The organism is Streptomyces sp. NPDC029041, assembly GCF_040637515.1.
Classification (GTDB): Bacteria; Actinomycetota; Actinomycetes; order Streptomycetales; family Streptomycetaceae; genus Streptomyces.
The window spans coordinates 36812-57143 of the sequence record NZ_JBEZWO010000007.1; the positions used below are offsets into that span (position 1 = coordinate 36812).

The 20332-nt window shown below is 71.2% G+C and carries 17 protein-coding genes; 3 read left to right on the top strand and 14 right to left on the bottom strand.

Annotated elements, in window-relative coordinates:
- Positions 1 to 170: 170 nt before the first annotated feature.
- The 14 genes from AB0F04_RS18815 to AB0F04_RS18880 form a co-directional block, all read right to left on the bottom strand.
- Positions 171 to 899 carry a FadR/GntR family transcriptional regulator gene (locus AB0F04_RS18815; RefSeq protein ID WP_362042882.1) on the bottom strand — a complete coding sequence of 243 codons (729 nt, stop codon included), beginning with the start codon at positions 897 to 899 and terminating at the stop codon, positions 171 to 173.
- The gene (locus AB0F04_RS18820; RefSeq protein ID WP_362042884.1) at positions 890 to 1921 is read right to left on the bottom strand and encodes an aldo/keto reductase; all 1032 of its coding nucleotides are present in this window, start codon (positions 1919 to 1921) and stop codon (positions 890 to 892) included. Before AB0F04_RS18820 ends, AB0F04_RS18815 begins: the two co-directional genes overlap by 10 nt.
- Positions 1922 to 1955: 34 nt before the next feature.
- Positions 1956 to 2993 (bottom strand): sugar kinase, encoded by a 1038-nt coding sequence (locus tag AB0F04_RS18825; RefSeq protein WP_362042886.1) that lies wholly within the window; start codon positions 2991 to 2993, stop codon positions 1956 to 1958.
- The gene (gene eda, locus AB0F04_RS18830; RefSeq protein WP_362042888.1) at positions 2990 to 3631 is read right to left on the bottom strand and encodes a bifunctional 4-hydroxy-2-oxoglutarate aldolase/2-dehydro-3-deoxy-phosphogluconate aldolase; all 642 of its coding nucleotides are present in this window, start codon (positions 3629 to 3631) and stop codon (positions 2990 to 2992) included. The genes AB0F04_RS18825 and eda overlap by 4 nt, the downstream gene beginning before the upstream one ends.
- Complete coding sequence (locus AB0F04_RS18835) at positions 3628 to 4386, bottom strand: SDR family oxidoreductase (protein ID WP_362042889.1); 759 nt, start codon at positions 4384 to 4386, stop codon at positions 3628 to 3630. The genes eda and AB0F04_RS18835 overlap by 4 nt, the downstream gene beginning before the upstream one ends.
- On the bottom strand, positions 4383 to 5426 hold the full coding sequence (locus AB0F04_RS18840) for an alcohol dehydrogenase catalytic domain-containing protein (RefSeq protein WP_362042891.1): 1044 nt from the start codon (positions 5424 to 5426) through the stop codon (positions 4383 to 4385). The genes AB0F04_RS18835 and AB0F04_RS18840 overlap by 4 nt, the downstream gene beginning before the upstream one ends.
- The gene (locus AB0F04_RS18845; RefSeq protein WP_362042893.1) at positions 5423 to 5860 is read right to left on the bottom strand and encodes an RbsD/FucU domain-containing protein; all 438 of its coding nucleotides are present in this window, start codon (positions 5858 to 5860) and stop codon (positions 5423 to 5425) included. The genes AB0F04_RS18840 and AB0F04_RS18845 overlap by 4 nt, the downstream gene beginning before the upstream one ends.
- A gap of 14 nt (positions 5861 to 5874) precedes the next feature.
- Entirely contained in the window at positions 5875 to 6762 is an 888-nt protein-coding gene (locus AB0F04_RS18850) for an amidohydrolase family protein (protein ID WP_362042895.1), read from the bottom strand.
- Positions 6755 to 8080, bottom strand: a complete 1326-nt coding sequence (locus tag AB0F04_RS18855) for an L-fuconate dehydratase (protein ID WP_362042896.1) — start codon at positions 8078 to 8080, stop codon at positions 6755 to 6757. The genes AB0F04_RS18850 and AB0F04_RS18855 overlap by 8 nt, the downstream gene beginning before the upstream one ends.
- A 95-nt stretch (positions 8081 to 8175) precedes the next feature.
- Complete coding sequence (locus AB0F04_RS18860) at positions 8176 to 9219, bottom strand: ABC transporter permease (RefSeq protein ID WP_362042898.1); 1044 nt, start codon at positions 9217 to 9219, stop codon at positions 8176 to 8178.
- Positions 9212 to 10777, bottom strand: coding sequence for a sugar ABC transporter ATP-binding protein (locus tag AB0F04_RS18865; RefSeq protein ID WP_362042900.1), 1566 nt, complete (start codon positions 10775 to 10777; stop codon positions 9212 to 9214). The genes AB0F04_RS18860 and AB0F04_RS18865 overlap by 8 nt, the downstream gene beginning before the upstream one ends.
- Positions 10778 to 10821: 44 nt before the next feature.
- A complete protein-coding gene (locus AB0F04_RS18870) occupies positions 10822 to 11886 on the bottom strand; it encodes a sugar ABC transporter substrate-binding protein (RefSeq protein WP_362042903.1) in 1065 nt (354 codons plus the stop codon).
- 226 nt (positions 11887 to 12112) lie between these two features.
- Entirely contained in the window at positions 12113 to 15010 is a 2898-nt protein-coding gene (locus AB0F04_RS18875) for an RICIN domain-containing protein (RefSeq protein ID WP_362042905.1), read from the bottom strand.
- A gap of 365 nt (positions 15011 to 15375) precedes the next feature.
- A complete protein-coding gene (locus AB0F04_RS18880) occupies positions 15376 to 16071 on the bottom strand; it encodes a GAF and ANTAR domain-containing protein (RefSeq protein WP_362042907.1) in 696 nt (231 codons plus the stop codon).
- A gap of 241 nt (positions 16072 to 16312) precedes the next feature.
- On the opposite strand from AB0F04_RS18880, the gene AB0F04_RS18885 reads away from it, so the two are divergent.
- The 3 genes from AB0F04_RS18885 to AB0F04_RS18895 all read left to right on the top strand — a co-directional run bounded on the left by AB0F04_RS18885 (position 16313) and on the right by AB0F04_RS18895 (position 20299).
- The gene (locus tag AB0F04_RS18885) at positions 16313 to 17155 is read left to right on the top strand and encodes an endonuclease/exonuclease/phosphatase family protein (protein ID WP_362042909.1); all 843 of its coding nucleotides are present in this window, start codon (positions 16313 to 16315) and stop codon (positions 17153 to 17155) included.
- A gap of 212 nt (positions 17156 to 17367) precedes the next feature.
- The gene (locus AB0F04_RS18890; RefSeq protein WP_362042911.1) at positions 17368 to 19089 is read left to right on the top strand and encodes a SpoIIE family protein phosphatase; all 1722 of its coding nucleotides are present in this window, start codon (positions 17368 to 17370) and stop codon (positions 19087 to 19089) included.
- Positions 19090 to 19306: 217 nt separating this feature from the next.
- Positions 19307 to 20299 (top strand): hypothetical protein, encoded by a 993-nt coding sequence (locus AB0F04_RS18895; protein ID WP_362042913.1) that lies wholly within the window; start codon positions 19307 to 19309, stop codon positions 20297 to 20299.
- The last annotated feature ends 33 nt before the right edge of the window (positions 20300 to 20332 follow it).

A 20332-nucleotide genomic window follows, 5' to 3' on the forward strand; every position in this document is an offset into this window, starting at 1 on the left:
ACAGGGCCCCTTACGCGAAACCGGCAGGCGGGCCGTCATATGTGACGCCGATGATACCGGCAGGACCGGCCGAAGATCCCTGGTTGTAGCCGGGGCGGGGACGTGGTGCAGGCCCGGTCTCCCGGGGCGTCCTGACCGTACGCCCCTCGCGTGGGCGGTCCTGGCTCCGGTCAGGAGGCGAGCCCGCCTGCCGGGCCGCTCTCGGGCGAGCCGCTCGTGGACTCCAGGTGCTCCCGCAGCCACTGCTCGAAGTTGCTGACATGCAGCAGTGCCGCCGCGTGGCCGAGTGCGGCGTCCCGCGCGGCCAGGGCGGCGTAGATGGCCTCGTGCTCCGCGAGGGTGCGCTCGCGGGAGCGGCTGTCGACCAGGCCGCGCCAGATGCGGGCGCGTAGGGTGCGGCCCGAGATGCCTTCGAGGAGGGTGATGAGGGTTTCGTTGCCGGTCACGTTGGTGATGGCCCGGTGGAACGCCGCGTCGTGGGCGTTCAACTGCTCGACCCCGCTCGCTTCCCGCATCGCGTCCAGATGCCCCTTCACCTCGGCCAGGCCGTCGTCCGAGATCCGGGCGACGGCCAGCGCGGTGACCACGGGTTCCAGCAGGCGCCGGACCTCCATGAGGTCCAGCACGACGCGCGGGTCCACCTGGAGCAGCTCCACCGCGCCGCCGAGACCTTCGAGCAGCAGACCCGGCTGGAGGCTGGTGACGTAGGTGCCGTCTCCCCGTCTGACCTCCAGGACGCGGGCCACGGCCAGCGCCTTGACCGCCTCCCGGGCCAGGTTGCGGGACAGGCCGAGCTGGGCCGCCAGTTCCTGCTCGGGAGGCAGCTTGGAGCCGGGCGGGAGCGCACCGGAGGCGATGAGCTCGCGGATCCGCGCGATCGCCTTGTCGGTCAGGGACATGGGGTGCTCCTCTCGGAGACGCCGTCACCGTGCGGGACCCGCCCGAGGGGCACGTCGGGCCGGATGAGTCCCTCTTCGAGGAGGTCGTTCCAGAGGCCGGCGGGAGTGCTGCGCCGGTGGAGCTCGGCGTTGCGCGTGACCTGGCCGGCGTTGCGCATGCCGAGGGTGACGTTGACGACGTGGGGGTGGGTGTGGGGGAAGGCGATGGCCGCGGCGGGCAGGGTCGTGCCATGGGCCTCGCAGACCTCCGCGATGGCCAGGGCACGCCGTACGAGGTCGGGCGGGGCGTCCTGGTAGTCGTACTTCATGCCGGCGGCGGGACGGTCGCGGGAGAGCAGACCCGAGTTGAAGACACCGACGGCGACGACGCTCTTGCCGGTCTCCCGCGCCGCGGGCAGGACGTCGTCGAGGGCGCCCTGGTCGAGCAGGGTGTAACGGCCGGCGAGCATGACGACGTCGGCGGCGGTCTCGCGCAGGAAGCGGGCGAGCATGGCGGACTGGTTCATGCCGGCGCCGATCGCGCCGATCACGCCCTGGTCGCGCAGGTCGGCGAGGACGGGCATGGCCTCGTCGGCTGCCTGCCGCCAGTGGTCGTCGGGGTCGTGCAGGTAGACCACGTCGAGGCGGTCCAGGCCGGTGCGTTCCAGCGTGGCCTCGATGGAACGCAGTACCCCGTCCCGGCTGAAGTCCCACTGCCGGCGCACGTCGTCGCGGACGACGAAGCCCTCGCTGTCGACACCACGCGGGTCTTCGTTGGGGACCAGCAGGCGGCCCACCTTGGAGGAGACGACGTACTCGCTGCGGGGCCTGTCGCGCAGCGCCGCGCCCAGGCGTCGTTCGGACAGGCCGAGACCGTAGTGCGGGGCGGTGTCGAAGTAGCGGATGCCGGCGTCCCAGGCGGCCTCGACCGCGGCCGACGCCTCCTCGGGTGAGGTGGTGCGGTAGAGGTTGCCGATCACGGAGGCTCCGAAGCCGAGCTCGGTGAGTTCGACACAGGTGTTGCGGATCGTTCGGCGGCGCAAGACGTTCTCCTCGGGGACTTCCGGGTGCGTGCGGTCAGCGTCTGACGTGGGCCGAACCGCCCGCGACGAGCGCCTCCACCTCGGCGAGGGTCGCCATCGAGACGTCCCCCGGGGTGGTCATGACGAGGGCGCCGTGGGCGGTGCCGTAGGCGAGGGCCCGTTCCAGGCCCGCATCGGCGAGCAGGCCGTACACGAGCCCCGCGGCGAAGCCGTCGCCCGAACCGATGCGGTCCAGGACGTGCAGTCCGGGCATGCGCGGGCCGGCGACGATGCCCGTTCCGGGGGACCAGGCGAGCGCGGACCAGTCGTTGACGCCGGCGGACGGCACCTCGCGCAGCGTCGTGGCGAGCACGCTCACCCCGGGCAGCAGGCGGGCCACCTCGGCGAGCGCGTCGGGAACCTCGTCGGCCGTGAGGCGACAGGCGCCCGGACGGCTGCCCGCGAGACCGAGGGCCCCCACGACGACGTCGGCGTGCCGGGCCAGGCGCAGGTCCGCCTCCCGGGCGCCGTCGGCGCCCCCGCGGCCGGCCCAGAGGCTCGGACGGTAGTTGGGGTCGTAGGAGACGGTCACGCCATGACGGCGCGCGGCGGCCATCGCCTCGTCGGCCACATCCAGGGTGGTCTCCGACAAGCCCGCGAAGATGCCGCCGGTGTGGAACCAGCGCACCGGGCCGGAGAAGACGGCGTCCCAGTCGACGTCTCCCTTCCGCAGCTGCGACACAGCCGTGTGCGCGCGGTCGCTGACGCCGAGAGCACCGCGGATGCCGTAACCGCGTTCCACGAAGTTGAGGCCGTTGCGGGCGCCGCGGCCGATGCCGTCGTCGGGGACCCAGCGGATCAGCGAGGTGTCGACACCGCCCTGCAGCATCAGATCCTCGACGAGCCGGCCGACGGCGTTGTCGGCGAGGGCGGTGACGACCGCGGTGCGCAGGCCGAAACAGCGGCGCAGACTCCGCACCACGTTGTACTCACCGCCCCCCTCCCACACCTGGAAGGAGCGGGCGGTGCTGATCCGTCCCTCGCCCGGGTCGAAGCGCAGCATCACCTCGCCCAGGGCGATCACCTCGGTCACGGGATACTCCTCTCCACCGCCTCGGCGGTCAGCCGGCGGATCTCCGCGTACTCTCCGCGCTCCAGGTGGCCGGAGGTGACCATCCAGCTGCCGCCCACGGCGAGGACCGCCGGGTGGGAGAGGTAGCCGGGCATCAGCTCAGGGCCGATGCCGCCGGTGGGTACGAAACGCGCCTGCGGGAAGGGCGCCGCCAGCGCCCGGAGCATCCCGATGCCGCCGAGCGGCTCGGCAGGGAACAGCTTGACGGTGTCCAGGCCCGCCTTCAGCGCGCGCATCAGTTCGGTGGCCGTGGCGATGCCGGGCACGACCGGGACCCCCAACTCCCGGCCCCTGTCGATGACGTCCGCGTCGAAGCCCGGGGAGACGAGGAACCGGGCTCCGGCCGCCACGGCCCGCTCCGCCTGCTCGGCCGTCAGGACGGTGCCCGCTCCGACGGTCAGACCACCGTGCGCCGCCATCGCCTTGAGGGCCAGCTCGGCGTCGGGCGTGCGGAAGGTGACCTCGGCGCACCGGGCACCGCCCGCCGCGAGCGCGTCGGCCAGGGGGCCGGCACTCGCCACGGACGGCACGGTCAGCACGGGCAGGAGACGGGCCCCCGCGAGAACGGCCGTCAGCTCGGAGCCACGCGTCGTGTTCATCGGCCGAGCCATCCGCCGTCGACGGGCAGGGTGGTGCCGTGGATGTAGTCGGCCGCGCCCGACGCGAGGAAGACGGTCGCACCGGCGAGATCGTCGGCGGAGCCCCAGCGGCCCGCCGGGATCCGCTCCAGGATGGCCTTGCTGCGCGCCGGGTCGTCCTGGAGCGCCTGGGTGTTGTCGGTGGCGATGTAACCCGGGGCGATGGCGTTGACGTTGACGCCGTGCGGGGCCCACTCGTTGGCCAGGGCCTTGGTCAGGCCGGCGATGCCGTGCTTGGCGGCGGTGTAGCCGGGGACGGTGATGCCGCCCTGGTAGCTGAGCAGCGACGCCGTGAAGATGACTTTGCCGTGCCCGCGGGCGACCATGCCCGCCCCGACCGCGCGGGTGAGCGCGAACTGTGCGCTGAGGTTGACCTGGAGCACCAGCTCCCAGTCCGCGTCCGAGTGCTGGGCGGCGGGGGTGCGGCGGATGGTGCCGGCGTTGTTGACGAGGATGTCCACCGGGCGCTCACGCCCGGCGAGGTCCGCGCCGAGGGCCCGCACGGCCTCGGGGTCGGCGAAGTCGGTGCGGATCGCCTCGAAGGCGCGGCCCGCGGCGGTGACGTCCTTCTCGACGTCGCTGCCCGGCTCCAGGGACGCGCTGACGCCGATGATGTCGGCGCCGGCCTCGGCGAGCCCGCGGGCCATGGCGCGGCCGATGCCGCGACTGGCGCCGGTGACCACGGCGAGCTTTCCGGTGAGGTCGAAGGCGTTCATGCGGCGGCTTCCTCGGAGTCGGTGGTGCAGTCGACGAGGATCTTCATCACGTCACCGCCGCCTTCCAGGGCTTCGAAGGCGGCCGGGGCCTGGGTGAGCGGGACGACCTTGCTGATGAGGCGGTGGGCGGCGACGGTGCCGTCGGCGACCAGGGCGACCGCCTTCTCGAAGTCGGAGCGGTCGTACAAGCGGGCGCCGACGAGGGTCAGCTCGCGCCAGAAGAAGCGGTGCAGGTTGATCTCGCGGGGCCTGGGGTGGATGGCGACCAGGCACAGCCGCCCGCGCACGCCGAGGACCTCGACGGCGGTGTCGACGCCGCCGGCGGCGCCGGACACCTCGAACGCCACGTCGGCGCCCGCGTCGCCGGTCCACTCGCCGACGAGCGAGAGGACGTCCGCGGCGGCCGGGTCCCAGGTGGTCAGACCGAGTTCCTCGGCGAGCAGGCGGCGGTGCGCGCTGAGCTCCACCACGCGCACCTCGGCACCGGCGGCCCGGGCGACCAGGGCGATGAGGATGCCGACCGGACCGCCGCCGACCACGACGACCTTCTCGCCGTGGCGGACACCGGCCCGGCCGACGTCGTGCACGGCGACCGCGGTGGGCTCGACGAGCGCGGCCTGGTCCAGGGGCAGCGAGTGGGGCAGGCGGATGAGGGTGGAGGCGGGCACGGTCCAGCGCTGCTGCATCGCGCCGGGGGAGTCGATGCCGATGAAATCCAGGTGCTGGCAGATGTGCCGGTGACCGGAGCGGCAGGCCGGGCAGGTGCCGTCCCAGCGCAGCGGCATCACGGTGACCGCGTCTCCGGGGCGCCAGCCCTCCACACCGGCCCCGACCGCGACGACGCGGCCGGACATCTCGTGCCCGAGCACGGCGGGCGCCGCGACGCGGGCGTCCATGTCGCCGTGGAAGATGTGCAGGTCGGTGCCGCAGATGCCGACGTAGGCGGGGGCCACCTGCACCTCGCCCGGGCCGGGTGCGGTGCTTTCGGCCGGTGCGGTGTCGAGCGTTCGGGCGGCGAGATAGCGGACGGCGAGAGTCATCGTGGGGTCAGGGTCCTTTCAGCGCGGACGCCGATGGTCAGCAGCAGGTTGGCGTAGGTACGGATGTCGGCGGTGACGACGGCGAGGGCGAGGTCGGGGGAGCGGGCGGCGTCGTAGAACTCGAAGCGGCCGAGCGTCTCGACGGGGACGGGCGCGAGCCGGGAGCGGTACTCGGCGATGGCCGGCGGTTCGGGCTCCCCCGCGGGCGGCACCATCACATGGGCCGTCTCGACGGGCAGGGCCCGCAGCAGCACGTCGAGGACGGTGGTGACGTCCAGCACGCCGGGGGAGAGGTTGAGGTGGACGGTCCTCGCCCGTTCCCCGACGGCGGTGCTCGCGGGGTAGTGGCCGTCGGCGAGCAGGACCCGGGCCCCGTGCCCGGCTCCGGCGAGCGCTTCGAGAATGCCGGGGTGGAGCAGTTCGGTCAGCAGCATGAAAGGACCCCTCCCTACGTGTCGTACAGCCGGTAGAAGCCGGCCGCGGTGTCGCACAGCAGCGCCTGCTTCTCGTACTCGGACAAACCGCGCAGCAGCTCCTCGACGGTGGCCGCCCAGCGGGCCCAGCCGCCGGCCAGGACGCAGACGGGCCAGTCGGAGCCGAACATGAGCCGGTGGGGGCCGAAGGCGGCCAGCAGGGTGTCCCACACCGGCCGGATGTCGGCGATGGTCCACGCGCGGTGGTCGGCCTCGGTGATCAGTCCGGAGACCTTGCACCGCACCTGGGGGAAGCCGGCCAGCACCCGCACCCTCCGCTGCCAGTCGGGCAGGGTGTCGCGGTGGGCGTGGGGGCCGATGGGCGGCTTGCCCGCGTGGTCCAGGACCAGGGGAAGCTCGGGGAAGCGCTGGGCGAGACGGATGGCCTGCGGGAACTGATGACTGCGGATGAGCACGTCGTAGCCGAGGCCCCGGTCCTGGACGGCACGCAGGCCCCGTTCGACGACCGGCTGCTGCAACCACTCCGGATCGGGCTCCCCCTGCACGAGGTGACGTACGGCCCGCAGGTACGAGCCGCCGGTACCGGCGAGGAGCACGTCGAGCATGTCCCCGACGTCGGCGCCGGCGAGATCGGCCCAGCCCACGACCGCGCCGATCAGGGGGTCCTTGTCGGCGAGTACGAGCAGTTCCGCCGTCTCCGGCACGGACGTGACGCACTGGACGAGCACCGTACGGGTCAGCCACCGGCCGGCGATCGGCCGGATCGCCTCCCGTCGCAAGTCCTCGACGCCGTAGGTGCGGCGGATCGGTTCGAGGCCCGGCTCGTCCAGCCAGGGCTGCGGGCGTCGGTCCAGGTCCCACACGTGGTGGTGGGAGTCGACCAGGGGCAGGAACTCAGACACGGGAGGACCAGACGGGGCCGTCGGGGAAGGAGTACTCCTTGAGGGACTCCGGGTGCATCTGCGCGCTCAGCCCGGGCAGGGTCGGCGCCAGGTAGTGGCCGTCGGTGATGCGCACCGGGTCGACGAAGTGCTCGTGCAGATGGTCGACGTACTCGATGACGCGGTCCTCGGTGGTGCCGGAGACGGCGACGTAGTCGAACATCGACAGGTGCTGCACCATCTCGCACAGGCCCACACCGCCCGCGTGCGGGCAGACCGGCACGCCGAACTTCGCGGCGAGCAGCAGGATCGCGATGTTCTCGTTGACACCGCCGACGCGCGCCGAGTCGATCTGCACGATGTCCACCGCACCGGCCTGCAGCAACTGCTTGAAGACGACCCGGTTGGCGATGTGCTCGCCGGTGGCGACCTTGATGGGGCTGAGCGCCTTGCGGACGGCGGCGTGGCCGAGGATGTCGTCGGGGGAGGTGGGCTCCTCGATCCAGTACGGGTCGTAGGGGGCCAGTTCGCGCATCCAGTCGATGGCCGGCTGGACGTCCCATCTCTGGTTGGCGTCGACCGCGACGCGGATGTCCGGGCCGACGGCCTCGCGGGCGACGCGCATGCGCCGGATGTCGTCCTCCAGGGACGCCCCGACCTTCAGCTTGATCTGCGTGAACCCGTCGGCGACCGCCTCGCGGGACAGCCGGGCCAGCTTCTCGTCGGAGTACCCGAGCCAGCCCGGGGTGGTGGTGTAAGCGGGGTAGCCGCCGTCGATCAGCAGGCCGATGCGCCGCTCGCGGCCCGGCTCGGCGCGGCGCAGGATCTCCAGGGCCTCCTCGGGGGTGAGCGCGTCGGACAGCCAGCGGAAGTCCACCTGCGCGACGAGCTCCTCGGGGGACATCTCGCCGAGGAAGCGCCAGACGGGCTTGCCGGCGCGCTTGGCCGCGAGGTCCCAGGCGGCGTTGACGACGGCGCCCGTCGCCATGTGGATGGCGCCCTTCTCCGGCCCCAGCCAGCGCAGTTGGGGATCGTGGACGAGGGAGCGGGAGAAGGCGCCGAGGTCGCCGCAGACCTCCTCGACCGACCGTCCGACGACGTGCGGGGCGAGGGTGGCGATGGCGGCGGCCTGCGCGTCGTTGCCCCGGCCGGTGGTGAAGGCCAGCGCGTGGCCCTCCAGCCCGTCGCCGGCGTCGGTGCGCAGGACCACGTAGGCGGCCGAATAGTCGGGCTCGGGGTTCATCGCGTCCGAGCCGTCGAGATGCTCGGAGGTGGGGAAGCGGACGTCCAGGACGTCCAGGGCGATGATGCGGGCGGTTGAGGGCTCGGCGGAGGACATGGCGGCAACTCCTGTGGGGGCGGGCGGGGCACGCGGCCCCCTGCGACGGGAAGGATGGTGGGGTGATCGGTGTCCGGCGGCGAGGGCCGCCCGGTTCAGTCCTGGACCTTGCCGCCCGTGATGCGGGAGATGGTCAGGGCGACCAGGATGATCAGGCCGTTGAGGGCGCCGATCCACTGGGCCGGGACACCGGCCAGGGTGAGTACGTTCTGGATCATGAAGAGCAGCAGGATGCCGCTGAAGGCGCCGAACACGGTGCCCTTGCCGCCGTTGAGACTGATGCCGCCGATGACGGCCGCGGCGAACACGGTGAAGATGTAGCCGTTGCCCTGGGCGGAGGCGACCGAGGCCAGCCGTCCGGAGAGCATCAGGCCCGCGAGGGCGGCGAGCAGGCTGCCGGTGACGATGACGATCCACAGCACCCGGTCGGTGCGGATGCCGGCCGCCTTCGCCGCGTCGACGTTGCCGCCGATGGCGTAGAGCGAACGGCCGAAGCTGGTCCAGCCGAGGACGACGATCGCTATGGCGAACAGGGTCAGGCAGATCCAGATCGAGGCCGGCATGCCGAACCACTGGGCGGTGCCCAGGTAGAGCATCGACGACGGCAACTGGAAGAACGTCTGGCCGCCGGAGATGCCGGTGAGGATGCCGCGCAGCACGATCAGCATGCCGAGCGTGACGATGAAGCCGTTGAGGCCGAAGCGGATGATCAGCACGGAGTTGACGACGCCGATCAGCAGGCCCACGGCCAGGGTCACGGGGATCGACAGGCCACCGGGCAGGAGCCCGAGCCCGTGTCCGGCTCCGGCCGGCACCACGAGCCAGGCGGCCACGCCGGGCGCCAGACCCATCGTGGACTCCAGGGACAGGTCCATCTTCTTGACGATCAGGATCATCGTCTGCGCGAGGACCAGCAGCGCCATCTCGGACATGGTCTGCAGGACGTTGATGAGGTTGTCGGCCTGCAGGAAGACCGGGTTGACGATCTGGCCGACGATCGCGATGGCCACGATCGCCGGAACGAGGGCGAGGTCGCGCAGCCGGGCCAGCGGGATCCGGCCGCCGAGCAGCGCGGTCCGCTTCGCGCGGTGCGCGTCCGTCGTGGTCGGGGACGCGTCGGCGACGACGGTTTCAGGCATCGAGGTCCATTCCTTCCATCGCGGCGACGAGGTCGTGGTCGTGCCAGCCTCGGGCGATCTCGTTGGTCACACGGCCCTGGAACATCACCAGGACGCGGTCGCACATGCGCAGGTCGTCGAGCTCGTCGGAGGCGATGAGTACTCCGGTGCCGCTCTGAGCGGTCTCCTCGACCTTGCCGAGGAGGAATTCCTTGGACCGCACGTCCACGCCCGCGGTCGGGTTGATCAGGACGAGCAGCCGGGGGTCGTCGGCCAGGGCACGGGCCATGACGACCTTCTGCTGGTTGCCTCCGGAGAGTCCGGAGACGGGCAGCTCAGGGCCGGGTGTCTTGATCGCCAGGTTCCGGATCATGTCCTCGGCGAGCCGGTCCCGCCGGCCGCGGTTCAAGAACCCGTTGGAGCCGAGCCGCTGGGGCACGGACAGCGTGGCGTTGTCCGCGATCGACATGTCGGGCACGAAACCCTGGTGGTGCCGGTCCTGCGGGACGAAGCCGGCACCGGCGGCGAGGGCGGCGGGCACGCTGCCCGGCCGGGGCCGCCGCCCGGCGATCTCGACGTTTCCGGTGGTGGGGGCCCGCAGACCCACGACCGTCTCGGCGACCTCGGTACGGCCGCTGGCGGCGGCCCCCGCGAGTCCGACGATCTCCCCGGCGCCCACCCGGAACGTCACGTCGCCGTAGTCGCCGTCACGGCCCAGCGCGCGTACGGACAGCGCCGGCGGGGCGGTGCTGTCCAGGCTGCTGGGGCGTTCCTGCCGCCGGTCCGCCGCCGCCTCGCCGGTCATGGCGGCGACCAGCTCGGTGCGGGGGAGGCCGGCGACCGGGGCGGTCACGATGTGCCGGGCGTCGCGGAACACCGTGACCATGTCGCAGATCTCGTAGACCTCCTGCAGGTGGTGACTGATGAACAGGAAGGTCACGCCCTGGCGTTGCAGGTCGCGGATGCGGTCGAAGAGCCGGTTGATCGCCGCCCCGTCGAGCTGCGCGGTGGGTTCGTCGAGGATGATGAACCGGGCCCCGAAGGACAGCGCCCGGGCGATCTCCACGAACTGCCGCTGCTCCACGTTCAGGTCGCCGGCCGGGCTCTGCGGGTCGACGTCCACCGACCAGGTCGACAGCAGTTCCTGCGCCCGGCGGCGCACGCCCGTCCAGCTGATCAGCCGGTTGCGGCCGTGGTCGTGCCGGTTCAGGAAGAGGTTCTCCGCGACGGTCAGCGTGGGGATGATCGTGGACTTCTGGTACACACAGGCCACGCGCCGGCGCCAGGCGTCGCGGTCCGCGAGCCGTGGGGCGGGACTGCCACCGAAGGTGACCTTGCCCTCGTCCGGGGACTGCAGACCGGTGAGGACGGACACCAGGGTGGACTTGCCCGCCCCGTTGCGTCCGACGAGCGCGTGGGTCTCGCCCGCCCTGATGGTGATCCGGGCGCCGTTCAGGGCGACCGTCGGACCGAATCGCTTGACTATGCCCGTCGCCTCGACGACGGGCAGGCCCGTGGCGGCCCGCCCCTCGTCCGCCGGGGCGGGCACGGGGTTCGCTGTTCGCTCCCCGTCCTTCATCTCAACCGCCTAGATCTCGTCAGCCGTCGCTCTGCCGGGGCATGTCAGCCGAGGTTGTTGCCCCAGAGGGCCTTGTCGTCGCTCTTGACGCTGGGGACGCCGCCGTACGTGCCGCCGTCCGCCGTGACCAGCGGGGCGGAGAGCTGGTCCTCCAGCAGGCCGGGACGGACCTGGATGATGGTGCTGTCGTGGTCGGTCTTGCCGGGCTTGAACTTCTTCCCGTCGATCGCGGCCTTCAGGTAGTACAGGGCGTACTTGGCGTAGAGGTCGGCCGGCTGGGAGACGGTGGCGTCGATCTTGCCCGCGGCGATGCTCTTGAGCTCCTCGGGGATGCCGTCGTTGGAGACCACGAACACGTGCTTCTTGTTCTTCGGGTCGACCAGCAGACCGCGCTGCTTGAGCACCTGGAGCGTGCCGGACAGGGCGAAGCTGGACTGCATGTAGACGCCCTTGATGTCCGGGTGGGCCGTCAGATCGGTCTGGAGCTTCTGGGCCGCTATCGCCCCGTCCCAGTTGGTGGCCTCACCGAAGACCTTGATCGCGGGGTAGTTCTTCTTCATGCACTCGTTGAACGCCTCGGTGCGGTCACGGCCGTTGATCGAGTCGAGGCCTCCCTGGAGCATGACGACCTTGCCCTTGCCGCCCAGCTTGGTGCCGAGGAACTGGCAGGCCTTCTCGCCGTAGGCCCGGTTGTCGGCGCGGACGACCATGTAGACCTTGCCGCTGTCGGGGCGGGTGTCCACGGTGACGACCGGGATCTTCTTCGCCTCCATCTGCGCCAGGGTGGGCGCGATGGCGGCGGTGTCCTGCGGGGCCATCGCGACGCCCTTGACGCCCTGGCTCATGAAGGTCTGCGCGTTCGCGGTCAGCTTGGCGACGTCGTTCTGGGAGTTGGTGGTCTTCAGGTCCAGGCCCAGCTCCTTGGCGAACTGGGGGGTGTACTTGATGTACGAGTTCCAGAAGTCGGTGTCGGAGCGGGGGTAGTCGACGCCCACGAGAGGCTTGTCGCCCGACGAGGCGGCGGTGGTGGAGCCGCCGCCGCAGGCGCTGAGCAGCGCCAGGGAGGAGAGGGCGGCCGCGGTGGAGCAGAGAACGGATCTGAGTCTCATCGTTGGATTCCTCGCGCTGGTCCCGTAGCGGGAGTTGTTACGCCGGCACGACAGCTGTGTGTCGCTGATGAAGAGATGGGATGTTTATAGACGGCGCCCAGTGGCGCCGTCTAGGGGTGTGCAGAAACTTGCTGGTAAAACGCGTCAAACGATCTAGGGTCGGACCCCTGGGATGCCTGCGGGCTAGATCCATCCCATCAATGAGGGGATGGATTCATGACGCCGCTCACAGTCCCACGAGCTGCCACTCCTGGTTCCAGCCGTTGCCGACGGGCCACTGGATGACCTTCGCGCGGTTGTCGGTGGAGTTGCCCTGTACGTCCGCGCAGAGCCCGTTCCTGACGTTGACGAGGCGGTAGTAGCCGCTGGTGGACGCCGGTACGAGCTTCCACCACTGGTTGGGGGAGTTCGTGTCCGACCACTGGTCCAGGGCCGTGCCGGCGCTGGTGGAGCTGCCGGGGTTGTCCAGGAGCTTGCCGCTGTTGACGTTGGACAGGCGGAACGAGCCGTCGTGGTCGGGCAGCAGTTTCCACTGCTGGTTGGGGCTGCCCGACCAGTCGTACTGGATGACGGAGCCGCCGTTGTCGGTGTAGGAGCCCGCCACCTCCATGACCTTGCTGCTGTTGTGGTTGACCAGCTTGAACGTGCCCGTCAGCAGGCCGACGGTGATCGTGGTGACCGTCCCGGCGGTGAGCGACACGACCCGGGCGTGATTGCCCAGCGGAGACGTCTTCACGGTCGCCGACGTGCTGACGGAGGTCATGCCGCGCCGGCACACGAACGTGATGTCCTGGTCGATGTCCGAGACGAGCGCGACGGTGGCGGTGCGGGCGCCGGTGTCCCAGGTCAGGGACCGCACGGTGATGCGGTTGCGGCCCCGAACGCCCTTGATGGTGCCGGAGGGCAGCTGGTCCGGGAGGGCCGGGAGGATCTCCAGGACACCGGGGCGTGAGTAGACCAGGGCCTCGCCGAGCACGCCCGGGATGGCGTTGGCGGCGTCGCAGTTGTAGATGTCCAGGTTGGGGTTGTGGGACGTCATCAGGGAGCGCCACACCATGTTCCTGCCGTAGATCTTCAGCAGGTTGGTGTAGACGCCCGGGCCGTCCTTGAGGCGGGCGCGGGCCAGGGCCCGGTGCAGGCTGCCGTGGGCCGAGTAGTTCTGGTCGCCGCGCAGGTCCAGAGCCCTGCGGGCGTACTTGACGAGGTCGGGCTTCTCCTCGGGGTTGATCTCGTGCAGTGGCCAGGCGCCGTACAGGTGCTGGACGTGCCGGTGGTCGTAGCGGTCGGTCAGGCCCGGCCAGGACCACTCGGCCAGCGCCCCGTCGCCGTTGACGGTGTAGTCGGGCAGCTTGGCCAGCAGCGCGGTCCAGCGCTGCACGCCCTGGCCGCTGCCCTGCTCCACGTTGAGCTCGTTCGCCGCGTCGATGGCGGCCTGCAGGGCGTGCTTGCCGGCCATGATGTCGCCGGTGGCGTTGATGGAGAACGCCTGGCCGGTGCTCGTGGGGAGGTTCTCCATGGAGTAGGAGGGAACGAAGACGGCCTTGCCCTTGGAGTCGGTACGGGTCAGGAAGTCCTCGTAGAACAGGGCCAGCTCCATCAGGGCGGGACCCAGCTTGTTCTTCAGGAAGTCCGCGTCGCCGGTGACCTGGTAGTACTCCAGCAGCGGGTAGAGCAGCCAGTCGGCGCCGCCGGTCCACGCCTGGCCGGGGAAGCTGCCGCTGTTGAAGTGCAGCATGTGCCCGTACTCGCCGTCCGTGCGGGACGGGGCGAGGAATCCGCGGGCGCCGTAGAGGTTCTTGGCGTTGTCCCGCCAGTGGGCCAGCTGGCCGAGGACCAGCTCGAAGTAGCCCTGCATGGCGTCGCTCAGATCGAGGATGTTGCCGCCCGCGACCTGCAGGTTGATGTTGGCGTCCGTGGTGATGTCGTCGGCCCAGGAACCGTTCCAGGTGCCGGTCCAGATGCCGGTCAGGCGCGGTGGCAGGACACCGCTGGAGCTGACGAACAGGTAGCGGCCGGAGTCGTACATGCGCTCCAGCAGCGCGCGGTCGATGGTGGAGGAGTTGCTCTTCTGCCGCGCGATCAGGGCGCTGGTGGACAGCTGCCGGTCGGCGGTGGAGACGTTCAGGTCGAGGCTGGAGCGGTCGTACATCACCTGGTGCTTCGGGGCGTGGCGGCCCAGCAGGGTGGCGTAGTCGGCGGTGAGCGCCGCGAGCGCGGCCTGCAGCGGCTTTGCGTCCCAGCCGGTGGCCGTCTCGTACCGGCCGAGCTTGGTCAGCAGCAGCACTTTGGTGGCCTTGGCGACCACGAGCGTCGCCCCGCTCGCGGTCACCGAGGCGTTGCTGCCGGTGACGACGACCCGGGTGACGCCCTCGTAGCCGTACGCGCCCCCGGACGGATAGGTGCCGCGCAGGTTGAGGTAGCCGTCGGTGCCGCTCTTGGTGGCGGTGGTGGTGTAGGAGACGCCGGCCGGCACGCCTTCGAGGGCGGTGTTGACGCCGATGGTGGTGTCCACGGTGCGCCCGGTGGCCGGCAGCAGTTCGTGGACGATGACCTGATCGGCGCGGGAGACGAAGACGTGCCGCTTCCAGGTGCCGTACGGGTCGGTCCAGGTGTGGGTGACCTCGCCGGTGCGGAAGTCGGTGATCCGGGCGAAGTCGTTGACCGTGGTCATGCCCGGGGTGGACAGCTGCAGTTCGTAACCGGGGTGGAAGGTCTGCGTCCAGCGCAGGTTCCACCCGTGGGCGAAGGTCGAGGAGGCACCGGCGTAGTCACCTGCCAGGGCCTTGTCCCGGGCGGACTCGAGGTAGGGCGATATCACCGGAGGCATCACGTCCCGGCTGCCGTTGGGCAGGACGAACCGGTGGTGGTTGAGGATCATCTTCTCGAGCGTCGGCGCCCCGTAGTAGACGGCGCCGTACTCGCCGTTGCCGCTCAGGAAACCGTCGGTCCAGGTCGAGGAGGCGGCGGCGTCCCAGATGCCGCGGTCGGGGAGGGTGACCTGGGGCGGTACGGCTGCGGCGGCCCGCGGGGCGAACACCAGGCCGGGCAGGGCCGTGGTGCCGGTCGCGAGAGCGGCTGCGGCGAGGAAGTTTCTGCGGCCGAGAGGGCGGTCGGGCAGTGGCATGGTGACGACTCCGTTGTCCGTGGGCGGGCGCGACGGGCCACGGGCACGGCTGTGCTCATGACGGTCGCGGATCCGGTGGGGCGAGGGCGGCCTGCCGGGCCGAGGTCATGGCTGTCGGGCGGGGTTCATGAGCGGCGACAGGGAGCGGAGCCACTGACTCCGTCTCGTGAACCCGGCGGAAGGAGCGCCGACGACATGGGATGAATTAACGGGGATGTTTCCGTGGTTGTCCAGAGCGTGGGCGAAAGAACCTTGCCACGCAGGCGAAACATCACCGTTACCGGGCGAAATGCGGGCATGGGGAATGACCGAGAGGGGTGGCCTGGTACCGCTACATGGGATGTTTGACCGGGGTGTCCTGCGCCTCAGGTCTGCTTGCCGGAGCGCTTGTCCCGGACCCGCTGGGCGACGTCGCGCAGCTTGATGTTGTGGTGCTGCGAGATGTTGCGCAGCACGTTGAAGGCGTCCTCGTCGCTCATCCTGTGGCGCTCCATGAGGATGCCCATGGCCTCGCCGATGGCGTGCCGGGTCTCCAGCGCGTGCTCGAGCTGGTCGATGGTGCGGGCGTCCGCGAGGGCGACGGCGGCGTGAGAGGCCAGCAGCCAGCCGGCGGTCGCGATGTCCTCGGTGAAGGTGCCCGGGCGGCGGGCGTACAGGTTGAGCGCGCCGAAGTCCTCTTCGTGGGTGTAGAGCAGGACACCGGTCATGCTGCCGATGCCCAGCCCGCGCGCGGCCTCGGCGTAGCGCGGCCAGTCGGGCCGGGGCCGGGTCATGTCATCGATCCGGAACACACGCTCGTCGTCCGCCTGCCGGGCGAGATCGAAGCACGGCCCCTCGCCCAGCTCGCCCTGCAGACGGTCGGACTCCTCGACCATGTCACCGGACGAGGACAGCGTGACGGCACGGCCCTTGCGCACCGCGAGGATCCCCGCCGCATCACAGCCGTCCACCAGCCGCACGGCCGACGCCACGATCTCGTCCAGCGTCTGCTGCACCGAGTCCTGCTTCAGCAGAGTCCGTGCGAGCACGGCCATTTCCTCGGCGAACTTCTGCCATTCCATGTCGCACCGCCCGCATCGACTACCAGTCCGGCCACCCTACGCACAGCCTTGTCGCTCACCGTCGAAGGCGCCAGAACCGCGGAGCGTGGCGTGAGCCGCGCCGCCTTTCGGTTCCGCGCCCGAACCATCGTGAGCCGTGGCCGCGGTGACGAGATCACGCGTCACCTGGGTTGCCGACGATCCCGTCCCATAACCTCGTGCGTGGAGGCGTCGGAAGCCGGGTGTGGCCCCAGAGGAGGCGATGGTGCTCGACAGGACGGGCGCGCGGTGGCTCGCGGGCGTCATGCTGGCGGTCTGCGTGGTGCTTGTCGGCCCCAGTGCACCGAACGGTGCCCTCTTCGCCGACGCACAGCCCGCCGTGGCGGCCCGGGACGTCGTGCCGAACCGGGTCATGACCTGGAACATCTGCAACCCCTGCTCGGCGAGCGACGTCGACAAGGCCGCGGAGATCGCCGCGTACGCGCCCCAGGTCGTCGGTCTGCAGGAAGCGTGTGTGCGTGACGTCGAGAGGATCCGGGAGTATCTGGAGAACCTGCACGGGCTGGCCTACCACGTCGAGTACGGGTCGGTGCTGCGCAAGTGGGGCCGCTGCGGGGGCACGCCGTGGAGCCCGGGGGCCTTCGGCCAGGCGGTCCTGTCGGCCGCGCCGATGACGGAACCGGTCACCGTGGAATACCCGGACGGCGGCTCCGAGGACCGCGGGTACATGGCCGTCACCACCACCGTCGACGGCCGGTCCGTCCGGGTCTTCAACACCCATCTCGCCCAGCGGCGTCAGGAGGCGGTCCGGGCGGAGCAGGTCCGTGTGCTCGCGGCGGAGGTCGCCCGGCACGACCGTGCGATCGTCCTCGGCGACTTCAACGCCGTGCCGGACGCCCCCGAACTGTCCGGCATCTGGGCACTGGCCACGGACGCCGACCCGCAGTGCCGTCCGTCGCCCACCGGAAGCTGTGTGCCGACGACCGACTGGCAGAGCAAGTTCGACTACGTGTTCCTGCGAGGCGTTGTCCCGCTCAGGCACCGCGTGCATCCGACCTCGTCCTCGGACCACAGCCTGCTGCACGCCGACCTCGACCTGAGCTGAGGGCGTTCGGCGGCCGGCCGCGCCCTGCCCGGCTAGCCCCCGCCCGGCCGGTCCGCTCGCCGGGACCGCAGGTCAAAGGCCCGCACGGCGTGCCGGATGCAGCGACGTGGCCGCGTCACGTGGAATTTTCCCGCGTATGGGCATACGGGGAGGGCAAGCAAGCAGGGAACGCCGGCGAGCGGGAGGCCGGCCCGATCGGCAGGGAGGCCGCGATGACGGGGCCGGAGTACACGGAGACCTTTCAGGGGCCGTCCGTGCCGACAGCGCCCGTCGCGCCGACCGCGTCCCTGCAAGCCATCGGCGCAGGCGCCTACGTCGTGGACGAGCAGGGCTGCATCATCGCCGTGAACGCCCATGCCGAGCGCCTGCTGGGCCGGCCCGCCGCCGACCTGATCGGACACGACGCCCACGACCTGCTGCACCGCGGCCCGCAAGGGCAGCCCCTGCCGAGGACGCAGTGCGCCATGCGGCAGGCCTTCCACGCCGGGCGCACGGCCCAGGCCGACGAGGACTACTTCGCCCGCGGCGACGGCACCGTGCTGCGCATCTCCTGGCTGATCACCCCCTACGACCTCGATGGCCGGCAGGGCGGCACGCTCGTCGTCTTCCACGCCCCCGGCCACACGAACGTCAGCGAGCCGGAGCCGGAGCCGGAGCCGGCGGCGCAGCCGCTGTCGGAGCTGGCACGACTCGCCCTGCTCGCCGAGACCACCACGCGGCTCACCTCCACACTCGACGTGGACGAGGCGCTGCGGCGGCTGGTGAACCTGGTCCTGCCCGGCCTCGCGGACTGGGTGGTCGTCGACCTGATCACCGAGCGGGACGAGGTGTGGCGCACCATCGTGGTCCACGCCGACGGCGAGAAGCTCACCCCCCACGAGGACCTGCAGGGGCCGATGCCGCCGATCCCCGAGGAATCCCCGATGCCGCTGTCCAGGGCCTTGCGCGGGGTCGCCTCCAACCTGGCCGGCCCGCAGACCTACCAGGGGGCACCGGACTCCGGCATCGCGGTCGAGCAGCGTCGCCTGTTCGACGTCACCGGCATGCGCTCCGCCGCCATCGCTCCCATCCGCAGCACCCGCGCCGTCCTGGGAGCACTCACCCTGGGCCGCGACGAGAAATCGGCGCCCTTCACACCCGTCGACCTCCCCCTCATCGAGGACATCGCACGCCGGGCCGGCCTCGCCCTGGACAACGCCCGCCTCTACCAGCGCCAGCGCAAGGTCGCCGAGACCATGCAGAACCATCTGCTGCCGCAGATGCCGGGCGTCCCCGGCCTGCAGATGACCGTCCGCTACCTGCCCGCCCCCGACGCCTCCCAGGTCGGCGGCGACTGGTACGACGCCTTCCCTCTGTCCGACGCCTCCACCGCCCTGGCCATCGGGGACGTCGTCGGCCACGATCTGGAGGCGGCGGCCGGCATGGCGCAGGTCCGCAACATGCTCCGGGCCTACGCCTGGTCCCAGCACGAGCCGCCCAGCCGGATCGTCGAACGGCTCGACGAGGCGATCCAGCACATCACCGACGTCACCATGGCCACCACGATCTTCGCCCGGGTCGAACCGGCCGACGACGGCTGGCAGCTGTCCTGGACCAACGCGGGACACCCCCCGCCGCTGCTGATCAGCCGGGACGGCCTGGCCCGCTACCTCACCGACGGCCACGGCATCCTGCTGGGCACCCAGACCGGCACCCGGCGCCGGGACGCCACCGCTCAGCTCCCGCCCGGTTCCACCCTCGTGCTGTACACGGACGGACTCGTCGAAGCGCCCCGCCGCACCCTCGACGAGGGGCTGGACCGACTGCGCCAGCACGCCGCCGCCCTGGCCCACCGGCCCCTCGCCTCGTTCACCGACCAGCTCCTGCGCCGGGTCCGCCCCGCGGGCAACGACGACGACGTCGCCGTCCTGGCGCTGCGCGTTCCCGACAGCTGACCGCGGGGGCGAGGCCGACTTCGCCGGACGGCTCCAGCCACCCGTTCCTGCCGAAGCCCGGCACAAGACCCGGACACCGCTGCGGTCCGGCGCCGCCGGGCCTCGGTGCCACGCTGTCCCGACGCGTGAAGCGCCGGTGAAAACCCGGTGGAGAGCATGTCGGTGGGTCCGCCTATGCTGCACCGGAAGATCACGCGGTACCAGGGGAGGGCGCGGCATGTTCGGCAAGCTGTTCGGTGGGGGCGGGGAGAGACCGACGGCGGATGCGCACGCCCTGCCCGTCTCGCGCAGGCAGAAGAACGGGACGTACAAACTGCGCGCACTCGGGGACGCCCGGGTGCTCGCCCTGGTGGAAGCGGCCGACGCCGGTGACTGGGCGGCGGTCAAGGCGGCCCTCGCCCCCTTCGACCTCGGCAGCGAACAAGCGGTCCTGGGGCAACTGACCGATGTGGACGGTCTGGAGGAATGGATCGTCCGGGCCGCCGAGGAGGACAAGGACGACAAGGAACTCCGGGCGACCGCCCTGCTCATATCGGGTGCGCGCCATGTCGCCTGGGGCTGGGAGGCGCGTACGTCCGCCCGTGCCGTGGACGTCAGCCGCGATCAGTGGCAGACCTTCTACGAGCGGCTGCGCATCGCCGAGGAGCACCTGCTGGAGGCCGCCGAGCTGCGGCCCGACTGGGTCACACCGTGGCGTCATCTGCTCACCTCGGGACGCGGCATGTCCCTCGACGACAGCGTCCAGGAGGCCCGGCTCGCAGCCGGTCTGCGGCGTGATCCGCTGAACCTGGACCTCCACCTGGAGTGGGTGTTGCACCTTCAGCCCCGCTGGGGCGGAGAGCCGGGCCAGGCCCTCGCGTTCGCCAGGAACGCCTTCGCCGGAGCGCCCGACGGGCACCGGCTCGGCTGCGCCGTCGCCATGGCGCACATCGAGGACTGGGTGGAGTCCGACAACCGCGACTGCCTGCAGCACCCCCGGATCCGGACCGAGTTGAGGGAAGCGGCCGAGCGCAGCATCCTGCACCACGCGTACGAGCGCCGCCTGGGCTGGCAGGGCGACTACAACATCTTCGCCATGGCCCTCTCGCTGGCGGGCAGCAGTACTGCCTCCAATGTCTTCCGCGAGCTGGAAGGCGTGTTCACCGAGTGGCCGTGGACCTTCATGGCGGACCCGCAGAAGGTGTACGCGCGCTTCCGCAAGGCCTTCTGAGCCGCCGGCCGCCCCGCCCCGGCCGTCCTCGGC

Excerpts from the sequence above, each read along its gene's own strand:
- AB0F04_RS18895 (WP_362042913.1), top strand. The coding sequence starts at position 19,307 with ATGTTCGGCAAGCTGTTCGGTGGGGGCGGGGAGAGACCGACGGCGGAT.
- eda (WP_362042888.1), bottom strand. The coding sequence starts at position 3,631 with ATGAACACGACGCGTGGCTCCGAGCTGACGGCCGTTCTCGCGGGGGCC.
- AB0F04_RS18815 (WP_362042882.1), bottom strand. The coding sequence starts at position 899 with ATGTCCCTGACCGACAAGGCGATCGCGCGGATCCGCGAGCTCATCGCC.
- AB0F04_RS18870 (WP_362042903.1), bottom strand. The coding sequence starts at position 11,886 with ATGAGACTCAGATCCGTTCTCTGCTCCACCGCGGCCGCCCTCTCCTCC.
- AB0F04_RS18835 (WP_362042889.1), bottom strand. The coding sequence starts at position 4,386 with ATGAACGCCTTCGACCTCACCGGAAAGCTCGCCGTGGTCACCGGCGCC.
- AB0F04_RS18865 (WP_362042900.1), bottom strand. The coding sequence starts at position 10,777 with ATGAAGGACGGGGAGCGAACAGCGAACCCCGTGCCCGCCCCGGCGGAC.
- AB0F04_RS18840 (WP_362042891.1), bottom strand. The coding sequence starts at position 5,426 with ATGACTCTCGCCGTCCGCTATCTCGCCGCCCGAACGCTCGACACCGCA.
- AB0F04_RS18855 (WP_362042896.1), bottom strand. The coding sequence starts at position 8,080 with ATGTCCTCCGCCGAGCCCTCAACCGCCCGCATCATCGCCCTGGACGTC.
- AB0F04_RS18885 (WP_362042909.1), top strand. The coding sequence starts at position 16,313 with ATGGTGCTCGACAGGACGGGCGCGCGGTGGCTCGCGGGCGTCATGCTG.
- AB0F04_RS18890 (WP_362042911.1), top strand. The coding sequence starts at position 17,368 with ATGACGGGGCCGGAGTACACGGAGACCTTTCAGGGGCCGTCCGTGCCG.
- AB0F04_RS18845 (WP_362042893.1), bottom strand. The coding sequence starts at position 5,860 with ATGCTGCTGACCGAACTGCTCCACCCCGGCATTCTCGAAGCGCTCGCC.
- AB0F04_RS18875 (WP_362042905.1), bottom strand. The coding sequence starts at position 15,010 with ATGCCACTGCCCGACCGCCCTCTCGGCCGCAGAAACTTCCTCGCCGCA.
- AB0F04_RS18860 (WP_362042898.1), bottom strand. The coding sequence starts at position 9,219 with ATGCCTGAAACCGTCGTCGCCGACGCGTCCCCGACCACGACGGACGCG.
- AB0F04_RS18880 (WP_362042907.1), bottom strand. The coding sequence starts at position 16,071 with ATGGAATGGCAGAAGTTCGCCGAGGAAATGGCCGTGCTCGCACGGACT.